This window comes from Paenibacillus sp. IITD108, from assembly GCF_036541265.1.
GTDB lineage: Bacteria > Bacillota > Bacilli > Paenibacillales > Paenibacillaceae > Pristimantibacillus.
This window is the reverse complement of the sequence record NZ_JAZHCT010000036.1, coordinates 1-20,379: the sequence shown is the minus strand read 5'-3', so window position 1 is coordinate 20,379 and position 20,379 is coordinate 1. Positions and strand designations below refer to the sequence as shown.

Sequence of the window (20,379 nt, the reverse complement as noted above, 5' to 3'; positions counted from 1 at the left end):
AAACTCCTCCTCCAAAATAGCAGTTTCATTATAACACAAATCGTCAAGGGATACAGTTGTCATTGTCGTTTGCTGTAAGTTAGGCCAGCTGCAAATATATATACGCAGTTTTATAGGAAAAAGTTGTAGCCGGTTCTGGTGCGAGTGCAGCGTTATGGAATATAAAGTAAATGTGCCTGTTCATAGGACGGCGAAGTATTTTATTGTTGACGCATATCGCTGAAAATAAAGAATAATTATTATTTTAGAAACCAGTTAAAAGGAAAAACGTACTATCTATAGAAAGCTATAACAGGCGGAATTTGTCGGAAGGGAGATGAGCGTGTATGGAAACTTTATTTCTAGTGTTGCTAATAACAGGCATATTATATGCGGTAGTCACCTTTTTCTTTGGCGATTGGGTAGGTGATGTGCTTGATGGCTTTCCGTTATTTCAGTCGACAGTGCTCGTCAGCGGGTTGACGGCGTTTGGCGGAAGCGGACTGCTGCTTTATCGTTACAGCCCCTTGCAAGGATTCATTTTGGTTGGCGCCGCGCTAATTATTGCTGCAGCTTTAGCAACCTTAGTATTTTTCCTGTATGTCAAGCCAATGAAAAACAGCGAGAATTCAATTGCGTTTAAGCTGCAATCATTGGAGGGGGCTATTGGAGAAGTGCTGACGCCGATTCCGGCTTCTGGCTATGGCGAGGTGCTTGTAAAGGTTGGCGCAGGCGTCACGAATCAAATCGCTGCCAGCTATGACGGCACATCGATTCCATCCGATGCGAAAGTCGTTGTCGTGGAAGTAAAGGAGCATACACTTTTTGTATCGCCCATTCGCCTGTAACCATCATTTTAAAATAGAAAGGAGATATGCTTATGCAAGAAATTTATGTTATTCCAGCTATTGTTGTTGGTGTTATCGTTATTCTTGGTCTTGCCTTTTGGGCTAGATACAAGACGGTCAGCCCGGACGAAGCGATGCTGGTCACAGGTTCTTTTCTCGGAACCCGCAATTCCTTGATTGATGAATCGGGAAGAAAGGTAAAAATCATTCGAGGAGGCGGCGCGTTTATATTGCCGATTTTTCAGAAGGCAGAGTTTTTGTCCTTGCTTTCCTTGAAGCTTGACGTATCGACTCCCGAGGTGTATACCGAGCAAGGTGTTCCTGTTATGGCCGATGGCGTAGCCATTATTAAAATCGGCGGAGCAGTAGAAGATGTTGCTACCGCAGCCGAGCAGTTTCTAGGCAAGCCTACGGAAGCGCTTAAAAGCGAAGCGCAAGAAGTATTGGAAGGTCATTTGCGCGCTATTCTCGGCTCCATGACGGTTGAAGAGGTTTATCGCAACCGCGATAAGTTTGCTCAAGAGGTGCAAGCAGTTGCTGCAAAGGACTTGAAAAAAATGGGTCTGCAGATCGTTTCCTTTACCATTAAGGATTTGCGTGATAAGCATGGTTACTTGGATGCGCTTGGTAAGCCGAGAATTGCTGCGGTTAAGCGCGATGCTGAAATAGCGGAAGCCGAAGCGGTTCGTGATGCGCGTATTCAGAAGGCGCATGCGGCTGAGGCTGGCCAGAAGGCGGAGCTGCTGCGTGATACGAATATCGCCGAAGCTGAAAAGGATAAAGAGATGAAGGTTGCTTCCTTTAAGCGCGATCAGGATACAGCACGCGCTGAAGCGGATCAGGCCTATTCTATTCACGAGGCGAGAGCGAAGCAGAATGTTGTTGAAGAACAGATGAAGGTTGAGCTCGTTCGTAAAGAACGTGAAATCGATTTGGAAGCCAAAGAGATTTTGCGCCGTGAAAAGCAGTATGATGCTGAAGTGAAGAAGAAAGCGGATGCTGACCGCTATGCTGTTGAGCAAGCTGCTGAAGCGGACAAAGCAAAGCGTCTCCGCGAAGCGGATGCATTGCAATATCGCATTGAAGCGGAAGCCCGCGCTTTGGCGGAGCAGAAGCGTCTTGACGGTCTTGCGGTAGCTGAAGCGGAAAAAGCGAAAGGTACAGCTGAGGCTGAAGTTATCCGTTTGCGCGGTTTGGCAGAGGCGGAAGCGAAGGAAAAGCTGGCTGAAGCGTTTAGTAAATTCGGCGAGGCTGCGGTTCTTGATATTATTGTTAAAATGCTTCCAGAGCTTGCTGGCAAAATTTCCGAGCCAATCAGCAATATTGACAAGCTGACAGTTGTCGATACAGGAAATGGAGAAGGGGCTGCTCGTGTAAGCAATTATGTTACTTCTTTAATGGCCACTGCTCCAGAAATGTTGAAGAGCGTATCTGGAATCAACGTAAACGAACTTATCCAAGGCTTGACTCAAAAGGCTATTAAGCTGCCTAATGCAGACGCAGCGCCTGTCAAAGCGACAGCAGAGCCTGCTGCTAAAGTGATTGCTGCCGCAGAACAAGTGGATCCTTCAAAGCTGTAAAAAGCTTTAGGATCCCGATCAGGCAAAACATAGAATATCGAAAGAAACAAAAAGAAGGGGCTGTCCCAAAAGTAGGTTGCTCGCTTGATGAGATAGCTCGCTACACAAAAAAACTTAAAAATAAAGGAATGGCGATGCAAAGGGAGATCATCCCTGCATCGCCATTCCTGATTTTTGGTCCATAGCTGCCTTCTTGAGTAAATTATGGGCGAGCGAAAGCCACCCGACCTCAAGGCTAACCTTCGGCAGGCCTCGAAGCAGAAAACGCGATATACGTGATGAGGCTGGCACGCTTGGGAATGCACGTTGTACCGCAATGAAGGGTCCTTATATATCAAGTCATTTAATTATGCTGGCAATAGGTATAACGATTAAAGAGTGGGGCGTGCCGCCGCCTGAGTCGTTTCAAAGGCAACTATGGTAATAGAGCGCCCTATATTATAAGGCGCCCTAAAAAAAAGGTTTTAGACTGTGCGACGACGACGCTTTTTACAAACTACAAGTACTTTTTGACCAGGATGAAGAAATATCGTAATCGGTCTTCTGTGTTTTCTCATAGAAGTCACCACCTTGTACCAAGATAATCTAGTATATGTTTTTTTAGTAGATTTGATTCGGACGGGTGTGTATTTTCTGGAAAAACCTAGTAATCTGATTGACCCTATTCACTAAATATATTGGAGCGGTGTACAATGGCCGACAAACAAATTACCAATAGGAGGAATAAAAGTCACAAATGTATTAAGAAAAGGCCCAAAATGGGCCTGGGGGGCGAAAAATATAAGAAGGTAACTTTTAACTTATTTGTTGGGGGGTGATGAAATTAGAAGCCAAATCCACCGCCACCAAAGAAACCACAAGTACAAGCAATAATGACCAAAAGAATGAAGAGTACAAGAATAAAGCTAGAGTTGTTATTGCCACAACCAACACCACCTACAGCACCCACTAAGCTCTCACCTCCTGTGTGTTAGTACACGATAAGATATGCACTCTTTTCATAATGTGATTGGGTGTTTGTACTGAGGCATTTAAACCGTGATATTAGTTTAGATGCATCAGGATTCGCCAGCTTCAAAATAAAAAGACCGGACAGTTTTTTTGTCCGATCCTATGGGAATTAGATTAAATCAATCCATAGTCCCATGTAACTGCCAATAAAGTTGAACAATTGCTTTTCAAACATGAAATGTTTCTGGTAGAAATGTATATGTTTTTCTGGGTCTATATGTTCATAAAACTTTCAGAATGTTCCTTACGAAAAAAAATGAAAAAGTCGTCCCTATATGAGACGACAATTATCTATTCCTCATTTAAGTTGTGTAAAGGTACAGTTAGCTCTTTCTCTGGATCATCAATAGGGTAGATCCTTGCCATTTCAGTTGTTTCGTCAACATGTTGGATATATATTTTTAATCCTTGATAGGTCACGTTAGCCATGTTGGGTGAATCGACGATCTCTTGCGCTCTTTGCTTGTTAATGTTGAAAACCTCCACATTTGTTATGACTACATTTTATTATTATACAAATATCAATAGTTATTCTTATTTATAGGATCCCTATTCTTAGACATGGGACTTCAGGTGTTTTTTAGACCTTAACTTACCCGCTAATGGACCTTAATGATGGCACAAATGTAGCATCTATGTTTTTTTCCTTTTTTTGTTTCAGGTTTTCATCAGAAACGACTTAACACCACCAACAAAAGAGGATTTTGAAGAACATAAACAGATGCACGCAGACCACAAAAAATTCATGATTGAAAAGTATTGAATTAACTCTATGCTAGAAGTAATAAAAAATCGTAAGTGTAGAGAGGTGAATCCTTTGATAGAATGGTATTATGCCACTAACCAATAAAATCCACTTATGATCTTTGTATCACAGGTGGCTTTTTTATAGGAATATATTACTAGAAATCATTGTGTATTATGTATGAATTTGTAACAATTTGTTTATGTTTAAGTATTATATTGCAATTAAAAACGAACGTTTTGGTGAACCATTGAGCAAAGAAGAAGCTCTTAAACAGTACTTTGAACTCAAAGCAAGTTTTAAAGACTTATGCATATTGATTTATGATGAGAAAGATAGATTATGTGGGAGAATACCTAAAAAATAGCCGCATTAGAAAGCATCCCTGCCACTCTTTTGTATATACTATCCATTAGCGTCTACCCACGAATTATTATTATTAATTAGCCCTAAAAACAGCCCCAAATAAGTGCATTTCTTTGCTTTTTCCTGCATTTTTGTCAAAATGAAAAAAAGCCCAGAACCCTTGATATAAGGGTTCTTAGGGCTTTTTGTGCATCCAGAGAAAATCCGTTAACGGCTGTAGAACTCAACGATTTGCTTCTCGTCGATTTCCTGGGACAATTCGTCACGAGCAGGTAGACGAACGAATTTGCCTTCTAGCGCTTGCTCGCTGAACTCCAAGTAGTTAGGAAGGTGATTGCGGCCTTCCATAGCTTCTTTAACCGTTTTAAGAGAACGGCTGCGCTCACGCAAACTAATTACATCGCCAACAGAAACAGTGTAGGAAGCGATATCCACTTTCTTGCCGTTTACTGTAATATGACCATGAGATACAAGCTGGCGTGCGCCTGCACGAGTGTTAGCAAATGCAAGACGGTAAACAAGGTTGTCCAGGCGGCTTTCAAGAAGGATCATGAAGTTCTCGCCGACAATACCTTTCATCTTAGCAGCTTTGTCGTATAGGTTACGGAATTGCTTCTCTTGCAAACCGTACATATGACGAAGCTTTTGCTTCTCTTGCAATTGAATGCCGTATCCGCTAATTTTTCTGCGTAGGTTTGGTCCGTGTTGTCCTGGAGGGAACGGGCGTTTCAAGTCTTTTCCGTTACCGCTCAAGGAAATGCCTAGGCGGCGGCTTAATTTAAATTTAGGTCCTGTATAACGTGCCATGCGTCGTGTTAACTCCTTCATCAAATGAAATTTTGATAAATGGGGTTGTGTTTCGCCGAATACGTTCTGCTGACGAATTAGCTCGTCCCTGATTTGCACTTCAGCCGCTGGCGAATCAGTGAACATATTACATGAGGGTGACACAAAACCCGTACGCCCATATATTCAACATTTATATTATAGGAGATTCATTGCAAAAGTCAAGAGAAAGACAGGCGGGAATTGAAATGCGAATCAAGGTACCACTTTGAGCCGATTTGTTTCATAATAATAATATTTCTAATTTTAAAATAAAAGCATTCAAGGCGATATGAGAAAACTGTCAGATTCATTAATCTTTTGTAAAAAAGAGTCTAAAGTCCTATAAATTTTACATTATTATAGTGCAAAATTCTTAACAATCAAGTATGATGAAAGAAAGAGGGCTCATCTCCTTGTAAATTGCTGAAAGGGTGGGAGCTGAATGGAAACTATACTTAATAACGAATTAATTTGGTTTGCCAGCGAAGATTTTAACCACGCTGATCAGCCGTACCTCCCCCCATTGTTGAGTGAGAGCTTTGCAAAGTGGAGAAGCGAGGCAGCACAAATAACAGCTAGTGAGGAAGGGTATTTTATTTTAGTTGACGACTGCGGCAGGAGGCACGGCGTTAGTGGGAACACCTCCTCGTTTCAATTAGAGCAAGGCGATTTGAACATCCTATTGCAGAGCGTAATCTCCGAAGCAATTAGAGAAGGCTCGCCAGCAGTGCGCAGTCACGGAGAATTCAAGGTGATGGCGGTACCTCTCCTTAAGCGTACGGAAGATGCAGTGTTTGCTGTATTTTTATACGCAGCTCCCCAGCATACCAGCATGACGGAGGCAACTATACAAGCATGCGCCATGCATTATCGCAGTTGCTTCTATTATATATTTGAACAAATTTACATGAAGGCTATCATTGAGCAAGAGGAACGGATGGTACGCGAGGCAAGAAGAGGGGAAGCACTGCTTATTGCATCTCGCAAAATGTACAATCAGAATGACGTTTCCAGTGTGCTCAGCGAGCTGCTTAAAGGTGTAGAAATATTGTATGAATCCTCAGAAGCTCATCTGTATTTGTCCCAGGATCATGTGCACGGTGATCCGAGAGTGCATCCGCTAGTATTCGACGTGATGGCCCATGATATTATTGCAGAAGCTTTTTTGAATGAAAAGCCTGTTATTGAACCGTATGCAAACGGTCAGCTCGCGATAGCTGTGCCGCTGACGGGCAAGCAGGCCGCTTATGGCATACTTAAGATTTTAATCGCAAGCGATAACTGGAATGATTCAGATTTGCACATCATTCGCTTGTTCGCGGACACGGCAGGCTCGGCATTTGAGAATGCAAAGCTGTATGAGCAGTCTAATATGCTTATTAAGGAGCTTAGGCTTATTAATGAGATGACCAAGCGGCTCAACCAATCGCTAAGCCTGAAAGAAATATTTCAATTCGCGACGAATGAACTGTTGTTGATTTTTCAAGCCGACTACTGCTGTATACTGCAGCTAAGTAAGGAAAGCGATTCCTTTGAAGTGAAGGCGAGCAATGTGCCAATGCTTGTCAAAACCAAATTTGCGATCGAGTACGGATTCAGCGGCATTGTTTATCGTACGAAAGAGCCTTTGATCATTTCTGATTATATGAATTCTTCCGCCGTTTCTTCTACTTTAATGGATAATACAGATTCCCGTTCATTAATTGCAGCCCCTATTTTTGTAGAAGGAGAAGTCATCGGCGTTATTTTAATTGCACACCGCATTGCGAACTACTTTTCCTATGAAAATTACAAGCTGCTGCAAGTAATCAGCACGCATGTAGGTTTGGCGATTGCCAATGCATCGCTGCATGCAGAAGTGCGCCGCATGGTGATTACAGATAATTTGACCGGGCTGCATGCGCGCCATTATTTGAATGAGCAAATCGTTAACAAGCAGCGTTATGATAGCTGCGGTTCGTTAATTTTGGCTGATATTGATTTGTTTAAACAAATTAACGATACATTCGGTCATCTCATTGGCGACGAAATATTAGTTCAAGTTAGCAGCATTATACAAACCGCTATACGATCAGGCGATATTGCAGCCAGATGGGGCGGGGAAGAGTTAGCGATATATTTGCCGAAGATCGGCATTGAGCAGGCGCGTGTCATTGCCGAGCGAATACGCGATCAGGTTTCCAGCAAAACGAATCCTCGAGTAACGGTATCCTGCGGCGTGTCTGAATGGCAAAGCACACATGAGAAGATAAGCGTAGAATCGCTGTTTTACCGGGCGGATATGGCCCTGTATGACGCCAAGCATAAGGGCCGCAACAGGATCGTTGTAGCTGCGGAATAGCAATAGGAGAGCTAGCAGTCAAACTATATATGTTCGATCGAAGGAACGCCGTCAGGCGTTTTTTTATTTTAATAATTACTATTGGAAGGAATAATGAACGGTTTGCCTAGGGATGCTAGATTGTAACTGGCCTATTGGCAGAAGTGAGAAAGTCTGCAGCGGAGCAGAAAGCTTTCTGTCAGAATAACCAGAACAAAGCTATTGGAGGACGCAGTAATGAAATGGTTAAGCAAGAACCGTAAAAAGGCTTTAGTCAGCATCGTCGTCATTGCAAGCAGCATCGCGCTGGCAGGCTGCAGCATCATGAAGCCCAGGCTGGAAGCAAAGGACTGGATTTCGCTGGCCTATGCGGGACTGGAAGCAACGGATCATTATGAATTCACAGGCTCTACTTCCATTGAAGCAGATGGTTATTCTATGATGAAGCCGTTTACCTTTCAAGGGAAAGTAACCGACCATAATCAATTGACCGTGCAGTCCAGCGCCGAAAAATCGCAATATTCGCATCCTTCGCAAATTTTAAGACAGCTGAAGGCGGATAACTATGAGGCTTCTATCGTTGAGTTTGGCAAAGATCCGGAAACATCTGCGTCTACAGTAAAAATAAAATTGGATGAGCTAAGCGAGAGTGCTAAAAAACGCTGGGAGGAGCAGCTTAAGGATCAATTGAAGGAAATTGCTGTCTCATTGCCAGACGGCAGCGGCAGCCACACCAAAGAGTGGGAAGAGGAGCTTAAGCGCTCCGAGGAGCAGCTGGCCGCTATGCTGGGCACGCTGCAGGTAAGCTCATCAACTGCAGTTGTTATCGATACAGCGCGCATGCTCCCGCTTAAGCTGAATGAGTATACACAATTTCAATATGAGCGCGATGGCAAGCTGATGAAGGAAGTAAGAAGAACCGTTCTGCATCTGCATTCCTTTGACGGCCGAGCAAGCAATGCTATGCAGCGCTAATGAAATCGTGATACGATTATATTATGAAATTTTAGTTATGCAAGCGGGAAGGAGATTAGACAATGCGTGATCCAAGATTACAAAAGCTGGCACAAAATTTGGTGCAATACTCAATTGATGTACAGCCAGGTGAAAATGTTTTGATTGATATGATAGGCAAAGAGGTAGAGCTGGCCAAATGCTTGATTGAGGAAGTGGCGAAGCGAGGCGGCAGGCCTTTTGTTGAAACAAGCGATCGCTCCGTTTTGCGGACTATGCTGATGCATGCCACTAAAGAGCAAATGGAGCTATGGTCGTCCTTGGATTTGGAAAGAATGAAGCAAATGCAAGGCTATATAGCTGTTCGCTCGGGAGACAACATCAATGAACTGGCTGATGTGCCTGAAGCTAACATGCGACTGTATGATCAAATCTATCGTAACCCAGTACATATGGAGCAGCGAGTGAAGCGTACGAAGTGGGTTGTGCTTCGTTATCCGAATGCATCGATGGCGCAGCTTGCCAATATGAGCACAGAAGCGTTCGAGGATTTTTATTTTAATGTTTGCAACCTCGATTATTCCCGTATGGATAAGGCGATGGATCCGTTGCAGCAGCTGATGAATCGCACGGACAAGGTGCGCATCGTTTCGCCTGGCACGGACTTAACCTTTTCAATTAAAGGAATCGGCGCGAAAAAATGCGCAGGCAACCGCAATATTCCTGACGGTGAAGTCTTTACAGCGCCAGTGCGCGATTCCGTACAGGGCACGATTACGTACAATGCGCCAAGCGTACAATCGGGTGTGACATTTGAGAACATTAAGCTGACATTTAAAGATGGAAAAATTGTTGAAGCGACGAGCAACGATACTAAGCGGATCAATGAAATATTCGATATGGATGAAGGCGCGCGCTATATAGGCGAATTTGCAATCGGTTTTAATCCTTATATTCAGCATCCGATGAATGATATTCTTTTTGACGAAAAAATCGACGGCAGCCTGCACTTTACGCCAGGCCAGGCTTATGAAGAGACCGATAATGGGAATCGCTCTGCCTTGCATTGGGATTTAGTATTGATACAGCGTCCTGAGTACGGAGGCGGAGAGATTTATTTTGACGATGTGCTCATTCGCAAGGATGGACGATTTGTTATTCCGGAACTGGAATATTTAAATCCTGAGCATTTGAAATAGGCGTGAATATGCTTTTAAGCATAATCATTATAGCCTGTGAATATATACTGATAACCGCTGTAAAATATAAAATTTCTCTTGAAGGATAGTACGTTTTAGGTTAACATGGTTTCAAAGGAAAGCTTTACTAAAAATAGTATGGAGGGATCCCCCATGTCCAATAACGCAGCTATCGTTGAAATTTCTCAGGCAGCAGGTCAATTCACATCATCTATCGTTCTACAGGCTGATAATAAATATATAGATGTGAAAAGTATTTTGGGACTATTTACTACATTGGTGGGCGGTCATTCCTATGAGCTCCATGTACACGGTCCGGATGCAGAAGCAGCTAAAGAAGCAATGTCAGCCGTTTTTGCAAAGCATAACCTGAATGTAAAAGTAATTTCTGAATAATAGTGTCATGGCAAAGGAGCGCTTCTTACGAAAAAGAAGCGCTTTTTTGTTTTGTCCTTGTGTATTGACAAGTTTTCGACTAATATAAATATATAAGACAGTGGATGTGCACTTAGGGGGGAAAACGATGTCTGTGCCTGAAATCACAATATTAATGCATGAGAAGGCGCTTCGTCTTCTTCAAGAGGATGCTAGTAAAATAGAGAAGCTAATCGAAGTTCAAATGGAAAACTTGACGACGCGTCAATGTCCGCTATATGAAGAAGTGTTAGATACTCAAATGTATGGTTTTTCTCGCGAAGTGGATTTCGCTGTACGAGCAGGCTTGCTTGGAGAATTAGCGGGTAAAGAAATTATTAGCAGGCTGGAACGGAATTTAGCAGTGCTATATGAAGCATTGGATCGAAAGAGCAGCCTTTAATACAGGCTGTTTTTTTTATTGCTTTCGCGGAAGAGGATAGGCTGGTTTGTTAGGTTGGTGCACCGTGTAAAAAATAATGCAAATTTGGACAAGATTCATTTATTTATGATTTAAAAAATACAATAAATGCTTGTTTTTACATGACAATTGTCATATTTATTGCTGAAAGCCGCCTTCGTTCTTGCTTGTGGCCCACAGTTCTATTACAATGGACGTATATGGTAAATGGAGGAGTGAATGACATGACCGAAGACCTTCAAACGGGTATGATTCGAATTTCTGATGATGTAGTAGCTACAATTGCAGGACTTGCTGCGCTGGAAACTCCTGGCATAGCAGCTATGTCCGGTGGTATTTCCGAGGGCCTTGCAAAGCGTCTGAGCGGTAAAAATGTTCAGAAAGGCGTATCGGTCGAAGTCGGACAATTGGAGGCTGCCATTGATCTGCGTATTATTGTCCACTATGGTATTCCCATTCAGGAAGTTTGCCGTCAGCTTCAATTGAACGTTCGCGAGTCAGTTGAGAATATGACTGGTCTTAACGTAGTCGAAGTAAACATAAAAGTAGAAGGTGTAGCTTTCAAAGAAGAAGAAGCAGTTGAAGAGCCGCAGCTTCGTTTGAAATAATTGACTAACGGCATTTCTCAATTCGAGAAATGCCGTTGTTTTTATAAGCGTGATCAAGTTGAAAGCTATGCAGTACACCAATATTTTAGGCTCAAATATTAAAAAGCTGCCCTGCAATTGTGGGCAGCCATGCATATTCATATAAGTGCGGTTATGTTCGATTAGCTTAATGCTTTGGCAAGCTGCTGCAAGCGCTGCTTCACCGTGTCCATAATATGTCCTGGAACTAGCGATTCATACTCCAAGCCATGAGGGAATGTTGCCCGTCCGATATAAACATGCTCAATTTCAAGAACAGCATGCGGATTTTCGAGCTTGCCTTCGATTGCTCTGGCATTAATGCGCAAATAGTAATCTGAGCCGGAAGCGCGATCAGAAAGCTTAAGGTCATATGTTGCACGGAAGTAATCCCACTGCCAGCGCACGAAGCCAGCTTTTTCAGTGGAAGCATCCAAGTGATGAAGTTCAGTTTGAATGCCGTTAAGGCCGCTATTTTCAATAATCATTGTGTTTCCTCCCAGTTATAACTAATTATCATGGTTGATCGTCTTTTCTCATGATAGTATGTTTCCCCACTCCGCGCAACCCTATGATGCGGTCAATTGACGGTTAAAAACAATAATTTCAAGAAATGTTCATCACAAACGTACATTTAGGACCATTTATGATGCCATCCTTTTATATTCAAGCATTTATTTGCTAAAATACATACACGAAGCAATGGGATCCCAGATCTACATTTATGCTTTATTCAGAAGAAGGAGGGGGAAGATAATGAGCAAGCAAGCAGAGCAATTTATGGGGCGCATTGAAGAGCTTATTATAAATTGGCGAAGACATCTGCATCAATATCCGGAGCTTTCCTTTCAAGAAGCGGAGACATCCAGATGGATTGCCGGACAATTAGAGCAGCTGGGCTGTCAGCCATTAACCAATATAGGCGGTCACGGCATCATTGTAACAATTGACAGTCATAGGCCAGGACCAACCGTTGCCCTTAGAGCGGATATAGATGCTTTGCCGATTCAAGATGAAAAAGATTGTACATACCGGTCAAAGCACAGCAATGTCATGCACGCCTGCGGGCATGACGGCCATACTGCAGCATTATTAGCGATTGCTGCCTATTACCAGGACAACAAGGATTGGGTTGGCGTAAGAAAGCTGATTTTTCAGCCTGCGGAGGAGGTTAGCCCGGGTGGAGCGGCAAGCATGATCAAGGCTGGAGCGCTGCAAGGGGTTGATGTTATATATGGGGTACATTTATGGACACCGCTGGATATAGGCAGCTGTTCGTCCGTCAGCGGCGCATTTATGAGCACAGCAGATGAATTTATAATTGATATTTTTGGAAAAGGGGGCCATGGCGGCTTGCCTCACCAATCGGTAGATGCCATTATTGCGGGGACTGCTCTTGTACACTCTGTACAAACGATTGTTAGCCGCAATGTTAATCCGCTGCAGCCGGCCGTCATAACGATTGGCTCTATACATGCAGGCTCTGCTCCTAATGTGATTGCAGAGAGATGCCAATTAAAAGGGACGATACGCTCCTTCGACGAGCCTACGCGCCAATATATGCAGCACAGGCTGGAAGACGTTATCCAGCATGTATGCGCGCTGTACCAAACTGAATATAAGTACGAGCTTAGAGAAGGCTATCCTACGCTTGTCAATAATAAGGAGGAGACGCAGCGATTTTTTGAAGTCGCGCGGGCGCAATTCGGCGAGGAGAATACGATAGAAGCACAACCGATCACAATTGCAGAAGATTTTTCCTATTATTTGCAGCAGATCCCGGGATGCTTTATGTTTGTAGGCGCGGGCAATGATGCGGCAGGCGCCAGCTATCCTCATCATCATCCTATGTTTGATATTGATGAGCGGGCAATCGCATATTCCGCCCGTTTGCTAATCGGCATGGCGGAAAGCTACTGCGCCGAGCACAAATAGCCTCCAGCTGTATGTGCATCAGCTTGAAGGCTTTCGTTCAAATGAATTTAGTTATCCTCCCACACAGCCACCAGTTCATTTTTGTCCGTATACAGCTCTGCTGGATCTTTTTCATTAAGATGCCAGATATTATCTGCTTCCCAAATCAATGTATTTGGGGAGCTCTTTTTATTAACAGCATTTTTTCCTGAAGCGATTTGTACGGAACTATTGGCCTCCAGTGCATAATCATGAAAAACAAAGGTTTGGTTATCTTTTACGCTAACGAGCTTCCATCCGTCAAGCTCGATGCTGTTTTGCGATATATTCGTAATTACGACGAGCTCATCCTCTTTATCAACCCAAATACGAATTCCTAATTCATCCGCTTTTTTCACAGGGATATCCACATTTCCTGCTTCTGTGCCTGAGCGCCAAATGCCGTTTTGATTTTGCTTGGCTGTTTGCTCAATTCCTTTGTAAATATTTTCCATTTTCACATTAGGTTCGTTAATGACAACAGTCGCCAATCCTTCCTCAAGCAGCAGCTCATTAAGAATTCTGCCATCTCTCAGCTCAACGATTGCTTCTAATTGTCCTAAAGCATTAACTGCCTGTTTATCAAAGGTAAGTTTTACTTCTTTTGAATTTTCTAATTGGGTGCGAGTGAACAGTGCAGCCTGCAGTCCTAAATGCTTAAGATCATCAGGTGTATTTTTGATTTCCGGCACTTCCAGTGATAAAAGCTTAACTGTATTTGTTTTATCGCCATTTTGAATATGAAAGGTGTCTCCATCGACAAAGCTGGATACCGTATACCACTGATTAGCTTTAGGCATGTCAACCTTGGAGCTTGTCTGGCTGGAGCAGCTGGCAAGCAATATAGTAAATAAGATAAAAACGATATATTGTTTCATTAGAGGAAACCTCCTGCATAATGAGTAAAAGTTTTCTGATTGTCATTACTATACCATATCATAACTGAAATCATAATAATTTGGATATGCCAAAGAGCATAAATTTCGCAACAACTATTCATACTGGATAATAAGGGATATTAGAGAGGGAGCGAATGTAAGGAAAATGACCTATTCGGCAGGCGCAATTACCGTCCAATCGGATTTGACCATATTACTTAATCATGCACATCCTGATGCTGCTGTGGCAAGAGAAAAATTAAACGCTTGGACAGAGCTGCTCCATAAAGCCGGAACGATCCATCTTTACAAGCTGTCGGCGCTATCTTTATGGAATGCAGTGAGCATGGGTGAAAATGAACGAGATATGCTCGAGTGGATGAAACGAAACAGTACGAACGGATTGCCGCTTAAGGCAGAAGCGATGATACGGGCATGGTTGAACAGGTTTGGCAAAGTAGTGCTGTATTATGATAAGGAAAGGCTTATATTGGCTTTTGATTCCAGTTTGCTGCATACTGCGCCATTAATGAGCTTGGTACATAAGTGGGCTGTATCATCAATCAATGAGTGCCGTTTCGTAGTTAATGCTGAAGATCGCGGGCTCATTAAACAAGAGCTCACGCGAAGCGGCTTTCCGGTTATCGATCAAGCGGGCTATATAGCGGGGGAAGATTTGCCGGTGCAGCTGCGGACGACAACGCGGAGCGGCGTTAGCTTCAGGCTGCGCAGTTACCAGCAGGAAGCGCTGGCAAGATGGAAGCATCAAACAGAGCTGCTGTGCGGCAGCGGTGTTGCCGTTTTACCCTGCGGAGCGGGCAAAACGGTTGTTGGCATTGCGGCGTTGGCAAGCTTACGCAAGGCTGCGCTAATATTGACCTCCAGCTCTACCTCTGTACAGCAATGGAAACAAGAGCTGCTCGACAAAACAACTTTAACTGAGCAGGATATTGGCGTATATTGCGGACGAAGCAAGCAGGTTCGGCCGATCACAATTGCTACGTACAATATTTTGACTCATCGCAGTTCCAAAACTGCTGATTTTGCGCATATGCAGCTTTTTACCGAGCGGGAATGGGGAATCATTATTTATGATGAGGTGCATCTGCTGCCTGCTCCTGTATTCCGCATGACAGCCGATATACAAGCGACTAGGCGATTAGGGCTGACGGCGACTTTAATACGTGAGGACGGCTGCGCTGAAGATGTCTATTCCTTAATCGGCCCTAAGCTATATGACATGAATTGGAAAAATGCGGAGCAGCAGCAGGTTATAGCCGAAGTTCATTGTACAGAAATCCGGGTGCCCCTGGATAAAGCTGTGCAAATGAAGTATGAGAAGGCGGGAGCGCGCGAGAAGCTGCGTATCGCTTCGGAAAATGCAGAGAAGCTGACGGTTGTACGGCAGCTTTTAGAAAAGCATGCGGATAAGCAAACGCTCGTTATCGGGCAATATTTGTCACAGCTTAGCGAGGCGGCCCAGCTGCTGCAAGCACCTCTATTGACTGGCGAGGTAAGCCATGAAAAGCGGCAGAAAATATTTGATCAATTCAAATCAGGGGCAATTCGAGTGCTCGTTTTATCTAAAATAGCTAATTTGGCTGTTGATTTGCCGGATGCGAGCGTTGCGATACAGCTATCCGGCAGCTTTGGCTCCAGACAGGAGGAGGCTCAGCGGATCGGCAGATTGCTAAGGCCTAAGCAAGGTACGAATGAAGCTTGGTTCTATACGCTTGTTACCGATCGAACGAAAGAGACGGAATTTGCAATGAAACGCCAGCTCTTTATGCTTGAGCAGGGGTATCAGTATGAACGGGTAGAGCTTAAAGAAAAGGTATAGATTAAGGGTGATTATTGATGCTTTTGTCTGATATGCTGGCAAAATTATGTGCAGCCAGAGTTGAAGAGATCGGATCTTATCATATATGGAGAAAAGCGTTGCGGCAAAATGAGCAATGGCATAAAGCGGTTATTCAGGCTGAGGCTGCTAAGCGAGCCGCATTTTATTTGGAGGCGGAAGCAAGGATGGTTTTGCCAGCCTATATGAATGTTTGCGGTGTGCAGCCCATTGAAGAACAGCAGCTTATGGAGCGATTAATGCAGGAAACGAAGCAATCCGGTGTAAAATGTATGATCGGGCTTAAGCAGCTGGAAGGCGCTGGCATTTTGTTTGCGCTTCAAAGGGTATGGGGCGAGAGGCATTACTTGATGCCAACGGACATTTTTTTAAGCTGGCATATTATATTTTTTCCGTGTGCTGCTCGTCCGCTGAAAGCTGATCAGGAGCTTGCGCTGTGGGGAGCAGGCGAGGTGCTGGCAGGAGCGCGTCCGCTGGATCGGCAGATGCTCAGCATGCTGGCCGAATTGGGTCGCTCCGGGCTCAAATTTACTAGCAAGGGCTTGCTGCCGCTGCCTGTTGCAAAGCGTTTAGCGGCTGCTGTCGATATGAAAGATAATGCTTTGCAAGCCATTGGGCTTGCTGCATCGGGCAGTCAGCCTTCCAATGCAGTTGCTTTCTTGCTTGCTGCCGCGCTGTCTCTTGGCCTGCTTGCTAGAAGCGAACAGGCCTTAAGCTGGAACATGGCAAAGCTGCACAGCTGGCTGGCAATGCCGCCAAATGAGCGGATCAGCCAGCTGCAGACGCTTGTCCTTGATCAGGCGATCAGTAATACTAAAAATACTAATGCAGGCGAAGCGGCTGCCTACACTCAGCTGGATTGCGGGCATTGGTACAATTCATCCGAAGTAATTGCTTATCATCAATTACTTCATCAATGCGGCTGGCTTGATTCAATTTATGACGTTAAGAGCAAGCAAACCTACATTCGAAAACGCTTGTTGGGGCAATATTCCGGCAGCGAAGTGATCGTACAGGCAAATGGAGAAATTTTAGTGCCTGCTGATTATTTTTTACTTAGATGGGAGCTTGAGCTGGTAGCGGAATATGTGCACGACGATCATATGGCAATTTATAGATTAACTAAAGAGTCGCTTTCTCGGGCAGCTCAATACGGTCGCAAGCGGTCGGATATTATACAGCTGCTGCAGCATCATGCTGGAACGCTTCCTGCCTCCATAGCGGCTATGCTTGCGGAATGGATGAGTGAGGAAAATGCAGAGGAGCGCACTTATTCTGCTGGCCAGCAATACCCGCAATTTCAAGCGCAGCTGGCTGGCGAGCTGACCTATGAGGTGAATTTTGTAGAGTCTGATATAGCTCAGTTTTTGTTCGCTGCTCAATTAGACTTGCGGCAATATTCTTGGTCTGAAGAGAGTGTGGCAAGAATGGAATTGAAAAATGGCTTGCTGAATCTGCCTTCAATGTGGACCGGAAAATATCAGGCGTATCACAGCTCAACAAAAAAAGAGCTGATTGAACAAGCTATTCTTTGGAAAACAGAGGTGCTTATACAATATTCGGGCAAGCCGCGTCTGTTTATTCCTTTGTATACGGAGCTTGCCGGCGATGAATGGCGTGTTGCAGGCCACTGGGCAGATGATCGAGATACAGCGGATCCTGCAGCCGAACAGCTGGTTTGGCTGCGGTCTGATCAGTGGAATGAGATGCAATTAATAGCACCTGAATCGCTCTAGCCATATCGCCTTTAGCGGTTATCCTCTTAATTCCTGCTATTCAGGCATAAAGTATATATGATATGATTAATAAGTAAATGATTTTGAAATGAGGTGGTATAATGTTTGCTGCTGAGCGCGTATATGAAGCGCAAGAAACGAATGCGCCAATCGGCACAGCATCATTGGATATGGCATCGCTCTTAATGAGCGCCTATGATTTAGGAGACTCCATTAATCAGTCCGCTGAAGTGGCTGAATATTTATATTGGAAGAAAGTTGTTTTTGAAGATGCTCAGGTTATGGAGGTAAGTAAAAAATTCGAAAAAGCGAAGGAATTTTTTGCCGAGTGCGAGCGCTTCGGAAGATTTCATCCCGACTATCATTCTGCAAAGGATAAAGTAAAGCAAATTGAGCGCGAACTGGGAGCAATCGAAAGCGTAAGCAAATTCAAAGCATCAGAGCTCGTTGTGGATCAGATGCTGCATGATATAGCAACTATGATCGCAGGCTCTGTATCCGCTAACATTAAAGTGCCAAGCAATGAAAAAAAATTGGGCGGCTGTGGTAGCGGCGGCTCATGCGGCTGCGGAAGCGGCGGCTGCGGCTAACATTTGCATATTTAAGGAGTGGGGCAATGCTACCTGAACGTACAGGGTACATTATTTGGGTAAGTGATTTGAAAGCGGCAAAAAGCCTAGAGCGTTTTGGCTCGGTTCATTATATGTCCAAAAAGCTGCATTATGTCGTTATATATATGAATGCTGACAGGGCGGAGGAAGCTTTAAAGCAGCTGGGCAAGCTGCCTTATGTACGCAAAATTGAGCGTTCTTACCGCAATGAACTGAAGACCGAATATACGAAAGATACAGAAGAAAAATCAAAATTTTATAGCATGTAGCCTTTTACAGGCACCTCATCAGTTATATTGATGGGGTGCTTTTTTTTGAATACTAGAAAGTATATGTTTTTTCCCTATACCTGTTTTAAATTTCGTTGGTAAACGTGCCTGTCCAAAGGACGGCGGAGCCGTTTAATCTCTTTGAGCCATGAAAGGGTTCCATAAATGGAAATAGTTTAGCAGGAATGCGAAAAGTTTATTGAATTATTAGACAATCATGATAGAATGGAATAAAAAGAATAGGAAAAAAGACCCGGTTCTTTGGAAGGAGGTGTTGCGAATTGAAGGATAAAATGACGAGCAGATGGAATACTTATGAATCCTTTCATATTGAGCTTGGCGATAAGAAGGTTGTAGATGTCATTATTACGAATCATGCCCGCGAACGTTGGCAGGATCGCATTGAAGGTGAGAAAACCGGCTATGATGATATTGCAAAATATATATGGGATTGCTTGAAACAGGGCAGGGTAGCGCCATATTATCGCAATGAAGAGGATGTTTATGTTATTGACGATGATTTAGTATTTGTTGCTGAGTTCGCAACATCGTTGACTGAAACTGATATTATCGGAAATCCACTGCATCAGATGGTCGTTGTTACTTTTCTGGGCAGAATGTCTGAAACGATTGAATTACGTGACCTTAAGTCCTACTATTCGTGGCTGCGGCATTCGAGGCGCATGACGCTTGTAAAAAACAGCCGCAAAAGAAAATGATATTTATGAGTCGTTAGTGTTAATATAATAATAGTGGAATTATGAAGCTTGCGGCTATAATATTAGTCGCAGGCTTCTTGATTTATAGTAGTAATGCGCAAGAGGAGGGTTTATAGATGGAACAATTAAACAGTAAGTTACATAACAGAGCTGATTTGCATGTTCATACGACGGCCTCGGACGGCTTGCTGCAGCCGGCTCAGGTTGTGCAGCTGGCAAGCCGATTGGGCTTGTCGGCAATTGCCATTACTGATCACGATACGACTGCAGGCGTTGCGGAGGCTCAGGAGGAAGGGAACAGGCTGGGTATCCGCATAGTGCCGGGCGTTGAGATAAGCACCGCAATAAACGGCTCTGAAATTCATATACTGGGCTATGGCATCAAACTTGAAGATGCTGTGCTTCAATCCCGACTGCAAGAGCAGCGGAATGCGAGAAGCAAGCGTAATGAAATCATAATCGGCAATCTAAACAAAATGGGCATTGCGATAACTTTAGAGGATGTTCACATGGAGGCGGCAAACGCTGATCATGATAGCCAGACAGGATCGAAAGATGATAAGCGAAAATCTATCGGCAGACCGCATATCGCTGCGGTGCTCGTTAAGCGGGGTATTGTAAAGACGATTAGAGAAGCGTTTGACGAATATTTGGCAGCCGGCGCCGCAGCTTATGCAGCCGTACCGCGCATTACGCCATTTGAAGCGATTGACTGGATTCGTGATGCGGGCGGTGTAAGTGTAATTGCTCATCCAGGGCTATATCATAACGACAGACTAGTAGAGGAGCTGCTGCAAAAGGGGGGCGCACTAGGCATAGAGGCCTATCATTCTGATCATGATACTGAGGCAGAACGCCGTTATTCGCAGCTGGCACAAGTATACAATGTGCTGATTACAGGAGGATCAGATTATCACGGTGAGCGGGCTGAGGGAAGCTATCACGGGGCGCTTGGCAGCAAATCAGCAGATATAGCGATTGTTGAAAAGCTAATGCAAGGATAAACGGATACGCCGTCTTTTGAAAAGAGGCCCATGGTCATGGATATGACAGGGCCCCTTTTT

Annotated in this window: 21 protein-coding genes; 16 read left to right on the top strand and 5 right to left on the bottom strand. The window is 44.1% G+C overall.

Annotated elements, in window-relative coordinates; all coding sequences use genetic code 11:
- Positions 1 to 326 precede the first annotated feature (326 nt).
- The 3 genes from V1L65_RS23695 (at position 327) to V1L65_RS23685 (ending at position 2,831) form a co-directional block, all read left to right on the top strand.
- Positions 327 to 827, top strand: coding sequence for an NfeD family protein (locus V1L65_RS23695; RefSeq protein WP_331701731.1), 501 nt, complete (start codon positions 327 to 329; stop codon positions 825 to 827).
- A 32-nt stretch (positions 828 to 859) separates the two neighbouring features.
- On the top strand, positions 860 to 2,407 hold the full coding sequence (locus V1L65_RS23690; RefSeq protein ID WP_331701730.1) for a flotillin family protein: 1,548 nt from the start codon (positions 860 to 862) through the stop codon (positions 2,405 to 2,407).
- Positions 2,408 to 2,600: 193 nt separating this feature from the next.
- Positions 2,601 to 2,831: a hypothetical protein gene (locus V1L65_RS23685; protein WP_331701729.1), complete on the top strand. Its 231-nt coding sequence runs from the start codon at positions 2,601 to 2,603 to the stop codon at positions 2,829 to 2,831.
- A 399-nt stretch (positions 2,832 to 3,230) separates the two neighbouring features.
- On the opposite strand, the gene V1L65_RS23680 is transcribed toward V1L65_RS23685, so the two are convergent.
- The 3 genes from V1L65_RS23680 to rpsD form a co-directional block, all read right to left on the bottom strand.
- Positions 3,231 to 3,356, bottom strand: a complete 126-nt coding sequence (locus V1L65_RS23680) for a sporulation protein YjcZ (protein ID WP_331701728.1) — start codon at positions 3,354 to 3,356, stop codon at positions 3,231 to 3,233.
- Positions 3,357 to 3,709: 353 nt separating this feature from the next.
- Complete coding sequence (locus V1L65_RS23675; protein ID WP_331701769.1) at positions 3,710 to 3,889, bottom strand: small acid-soluble spore protein H; 180 nt, start codon at positions 3,887 to 3,889, stop codon at positions 3,710 to 3,712.
- Between the two features lie 847 nt (positions 3,890 to 4,736).
- Positions 4,737 to 5,336, bottom strand: a complete 600-nt coding sequence (gene rpsD / locus V1L65_RS23670; RefSeq protein ID WP_331701727.1) for a 30S ribosomal protein S4 — start codon at positions 5,334 to 5,336, stop codon at positions 4,737 to 4,739.
- A gap of 463 nt (positions 5,337 to 5,799) precedes the next feature.
- Between rpsD and V1L65_RS23665 the strand changes: the two genes are divergently transcribed.
- The 6 genes from V1L65_RS23665 to V1L65_RS23640 all read left to right on the top strand — a co-directional run bounded on the left by V1L65_RS23665 (position 5,800) and on the right by V1L65_RS23640 (position 11,273).
- Positions 5,800 to 7,698, top strand: a complete 1,899-nt coding sequence (locus tag V1L65_RS23665) for a sensor domain-containing diguanylate cyclase (RefSeq protein WP_331701726.1) — start codon at positions 5,800 to 5,802, stop codon at positions 7,696 to 7,698.
- A 216-nt stretch (positions 7,699 to 7,914) separates the two neighbouring features.
- On the top strand, positions 7,915 to 8,652 hold the full coding sequence (locus V1L65_RS23660) for a hypothetical protein (protein WP_331701725.1): 738 nt from the start codon (positions 7,915 to 7,917) through the stop codon (positions 8,650 to 8,652).
- Between the two features lie 62 nt (positions 8,653 to 8,714).
- Positions 8,715 to 9,830: an aminopeptidase gene (locus tag V1L65_RS23655; RefSeq protein WP_331701724.1), complete on the top strand. Its 1,116-nt coding sequence runs from the start codon at positions 8,715 to 8,717 to the stop codon at positions 9,828 to 9,830.
- Between the two features lie 153 nt (positions 9,831 to 9,983).
- A complete protein-coding gene (locus V1L65_RS23650; protein ID WP_331701723.1) occupies positions 9,984 to 10,226 on the top strand; it encodes an HPr family phosphocarrier protein in 243 nt (80 codons plus the stop codon).
- A gap of 127 nt (positions 10,227 to 10,353) precedes the next feature.
- On the top strand, positions 10,354 to 10,647 hold the full coding sequence (locus V1L65_RS23645) for a YlaN family protein (RefSeq protein ID WP_331701722.1): 294 nt from the start codon (positions 10,354 to 10,356) through the stop codon (positions 10,645 to 10,647).
- Positions 10,648 to 10,889: 242 nt separating this feature from the next.
- Positions 10,890 to 11,273: an Asp23/Gls24 family envelope stress response protein gene (locus tag V1L65_RS23640; RefSeq protein ID WP_331701720.1), complete on the top strand. Its 384-nt coding sequence runs from the start codon at positions 10,890 to 10,892 to the stop codon at positions 11,271 to 11,273.
- Positions 11,274 to 11,434: 161 nt separating this feature from the next.
- On the opposite strand, the gene V1L65_RS23635 is transcribed toward V1L65_RS23640, so the two are convergent.
- A complete protein-coding gene (locus V1L65_RS23635; protein WP_331701719.1) occupies positions 11,435 to 11,779 on the bottom strand; it encodes a YugN family protein in 345 nt (114 codons plus the stop codon).
- A gap of 268 nt (positions 11,780 to 12,047) precedes the next feature.
- Here V1L65_RS23635 and V1L65_RS23630 point away from each other — a divergent pair, with 268 nt between their 5' ends.
- Positions 12,048 to 13,226: an amidohydrolase gene (locus V1L65_RS23630; RefSeq protein ID WP_331701718.1), complete on the top strand. Its 1,179-nt coding sequence runs from the start codon at positions 12,048 to 12,050 to the stop codon at positions 13,224 to 13,226.
- 47 nt (positions 13,227 to 13,273) lie between these two features.
- On the opposite strand, the gene V1L65_RS23625 is transcribed toward V1L65_RS23630, so the two are convergent.
- Positions 13,274 to 14,122, bottom strand: coding sequence for a thermonuclease family protein (locus V1L65_RS23625; RefSeq protein ID WP_331701717.1), 849 nt, complete (start codon positions 14,120 to 14,122; stop codon positions 13,274 to 13,276).
- Positions 14,123 to 14,288: 166 nt separating this feature from the next.
- Here V1L65_RS23625 and V1L65_RS23620 point away from each other — a divergent pair, with 166 nt between their 5' ends.
- From V1L65_RS23620 to V1L65_RS23595, 6 genes are all read left to right on the top strand, one after another.
- Entirely contained in the window at positions 14,289 to 15,962 is a 1,674-nt protein-coding gene (locus V1L65_RS23620) for a DNA repair helicase XPB (protein WP_331701716.1), read from the top strand.
- A gap of 32 nt (positions 15,963 to 15,994) precedes the next feature.
- Positions 15,995 to 17,716: a helicase-associated domain-containing protein gene (locus V1L65_RS23615; protein WP_331701715.1), complete on the top strand. Its 1,722-nt coding sequence runs from the start codon at positions 15,995 to 15,997 to the stop codon at positions 17,714 to 17,716.
- Positions 17,717 to 17,817: 101 nt separating this feature from the next.
- On the top strand, positions 17,818 to 18,306 hold the full coding sequence (locus V1L65_RS23610) for a YlbF family regulator (protein ID WP_331701714.1): 489 nt from the start codon (positions 17,818 to 17,820) through the stop codon (positions 18,304 to 18,306).
- Between the two features lie 26 nt (positions 18,307 to 18,332).
- The gene (locus tag V1L65_RS23605; RefSeq protein WP_331701713.1) at positions 18,333 to 18,596 is read left to right on the top strand and encodes a YlbG family protein; all 264 of its coding nucleotides are present in this window, start codon (positions 18,333 to 18,335) and stop codon (positions 18,594 to 18,596) included.
- 281 nt (positions 18,597 to 18,877) lie between these two features.
- Positions 18,878 to 19,315, top strand: coding sequence for a hypothetical protein (locus V1L65_RS23600; RefSeq protein WP_331701711.1), 438 nt, complete (start codon positions 18,878 to 18,880; stop codon positions 19,313 to 19,315).
- Between the two features lie 116 nt (positions 19,316 to 19,431).
- Positions 19,432 to 20,319 (top strand): PHP domain-containing protein, encoded by an 888-nt coding sequence (locus V1L65_RS23595; RefSeq protein WP_331701710.1) that lies wholly within the window; start codon positions 19,432 to 19,434, stop codon positions 20,317 to 20,319.
- Positions 20,320 to 20,379 lie beyond the last annotated feature (60 nt).

Bases quoted from the DNA above. Each gene is read 5' to 3' on its own strand.
- V1L65_RS23695 (WP_331701731.1), top strand. From the start codon at position 327: ATGGAAACTTTATTTCTAGTGTTGCTAATAACAGGCATATTATATGCG.
- V1L65_RS23690 (WP_331701730.1), top strand. From the start codon at position 860: ATGCAAGAAATTTATGTTATTCCAGCTATTGTTGTTGGTGTTATCGTT.
- rpsD (WP_331701727.1), bottom strand. From the start codon at position 5,336: ATGGCACGTTATACAGGACCTAAATTTAAATTAAGCCGCCGCCTAGGC.
- V1L65_RS23665 (WP_331701726.1), top strand. From the start codon at position 5,800: ATGGAAACTATACTTAATAACGAATTAATTTGGTTTGCCAGCGAAGAT.
- V1L65_RS23660 (WP_331701725.1), top strand. From the start codon at position 7,915: ATGAAATGGTTAAGCAAGAACCGTAAAAAGGCTTTAGTCAGCATCGTC.
- V1L65_RS23655 (WP_331701724.1), top strand. From the start codon at position 8,715: ATGCGTGATCCAAGATTACAAAAGCTGGCACAAAATTTGGTGCAATAC.
- V1L65_RS23650 (WP_331701723.1), top strand. From the start codon at position 9,984: ATGTCCAATAACGCAGCTATCGTTGAAATTTCTCAGGCAGCAGGTCAA.
- V1L65_RS23645 (WP_331701722.1), top strand. From the start codon at position 10,354: ATGTCTGTGCCTGAAATCACAATATTAATGCATGAGAAGGCGCTTCGT.
- V1L65_RS23640 (WP_331701720.1), top strand. From the start codon at position 10,890: ATGACCGAAGACCTTCAAACGGGTATGATTCGAATTTCTGATGATGTA.
- V1L65_RS23635 (WP_331701719.1), bottom strand. From the start codon at position 11,779: ATGATTATTGAAAATAGCGGCCTTAACGGCATTCAAACTGAACTTCAT.
- V1L65_RS23630 (WP_331701718.1), top strand. From the start codon at position 12,048: ATGAGCAAGCAAGCAGAGCAATTTATGGGGCGCATTGAAGAGCTTATT.
- V1L65_RS23625 (WP_331701717.1), bottom strand. From the start codon at position 14,122: ATGAAACAATATATCGTTTTTATCTTATTTACTATATTGCTTGCCAGC.
- V1L65_RS23620 (WP_331701716.1), top strand. From the start codon at position 14,289: ATGACCTATTCGGCAGGCGCAATTACCGTCCAATCGGATTTGACCATA.
- V1L65_RS23615 (WP_331701715.1), top strand. From the start codon at position 15,995: ATGCTGGCAAAATTATGTGCAGCCAGAGTTGAAGAGATCGGATCTTAT.
- V1L65_RS23610 (WP_331701714.1), top strand. From the start codon at position 17,818: ATGTTTGCTGCTGAGCGCGTATATGAAGCGCAAGAAACGAATGCGCCA.
- V1L65_RS23605 (WP_331701713.1), top strand. From the start codon at position 18,333: ATGCTACCTGAACGTACAGGGTACATTATTTGGGTAAGTGATTTGAAA.
- V1L65_RS23595 (WP_331701710.1), top strand. From the start codon at position 19,432: ATGGAACAATTAAACAGTAAGTTACATAACAGAGCTGATTTGCATGTT.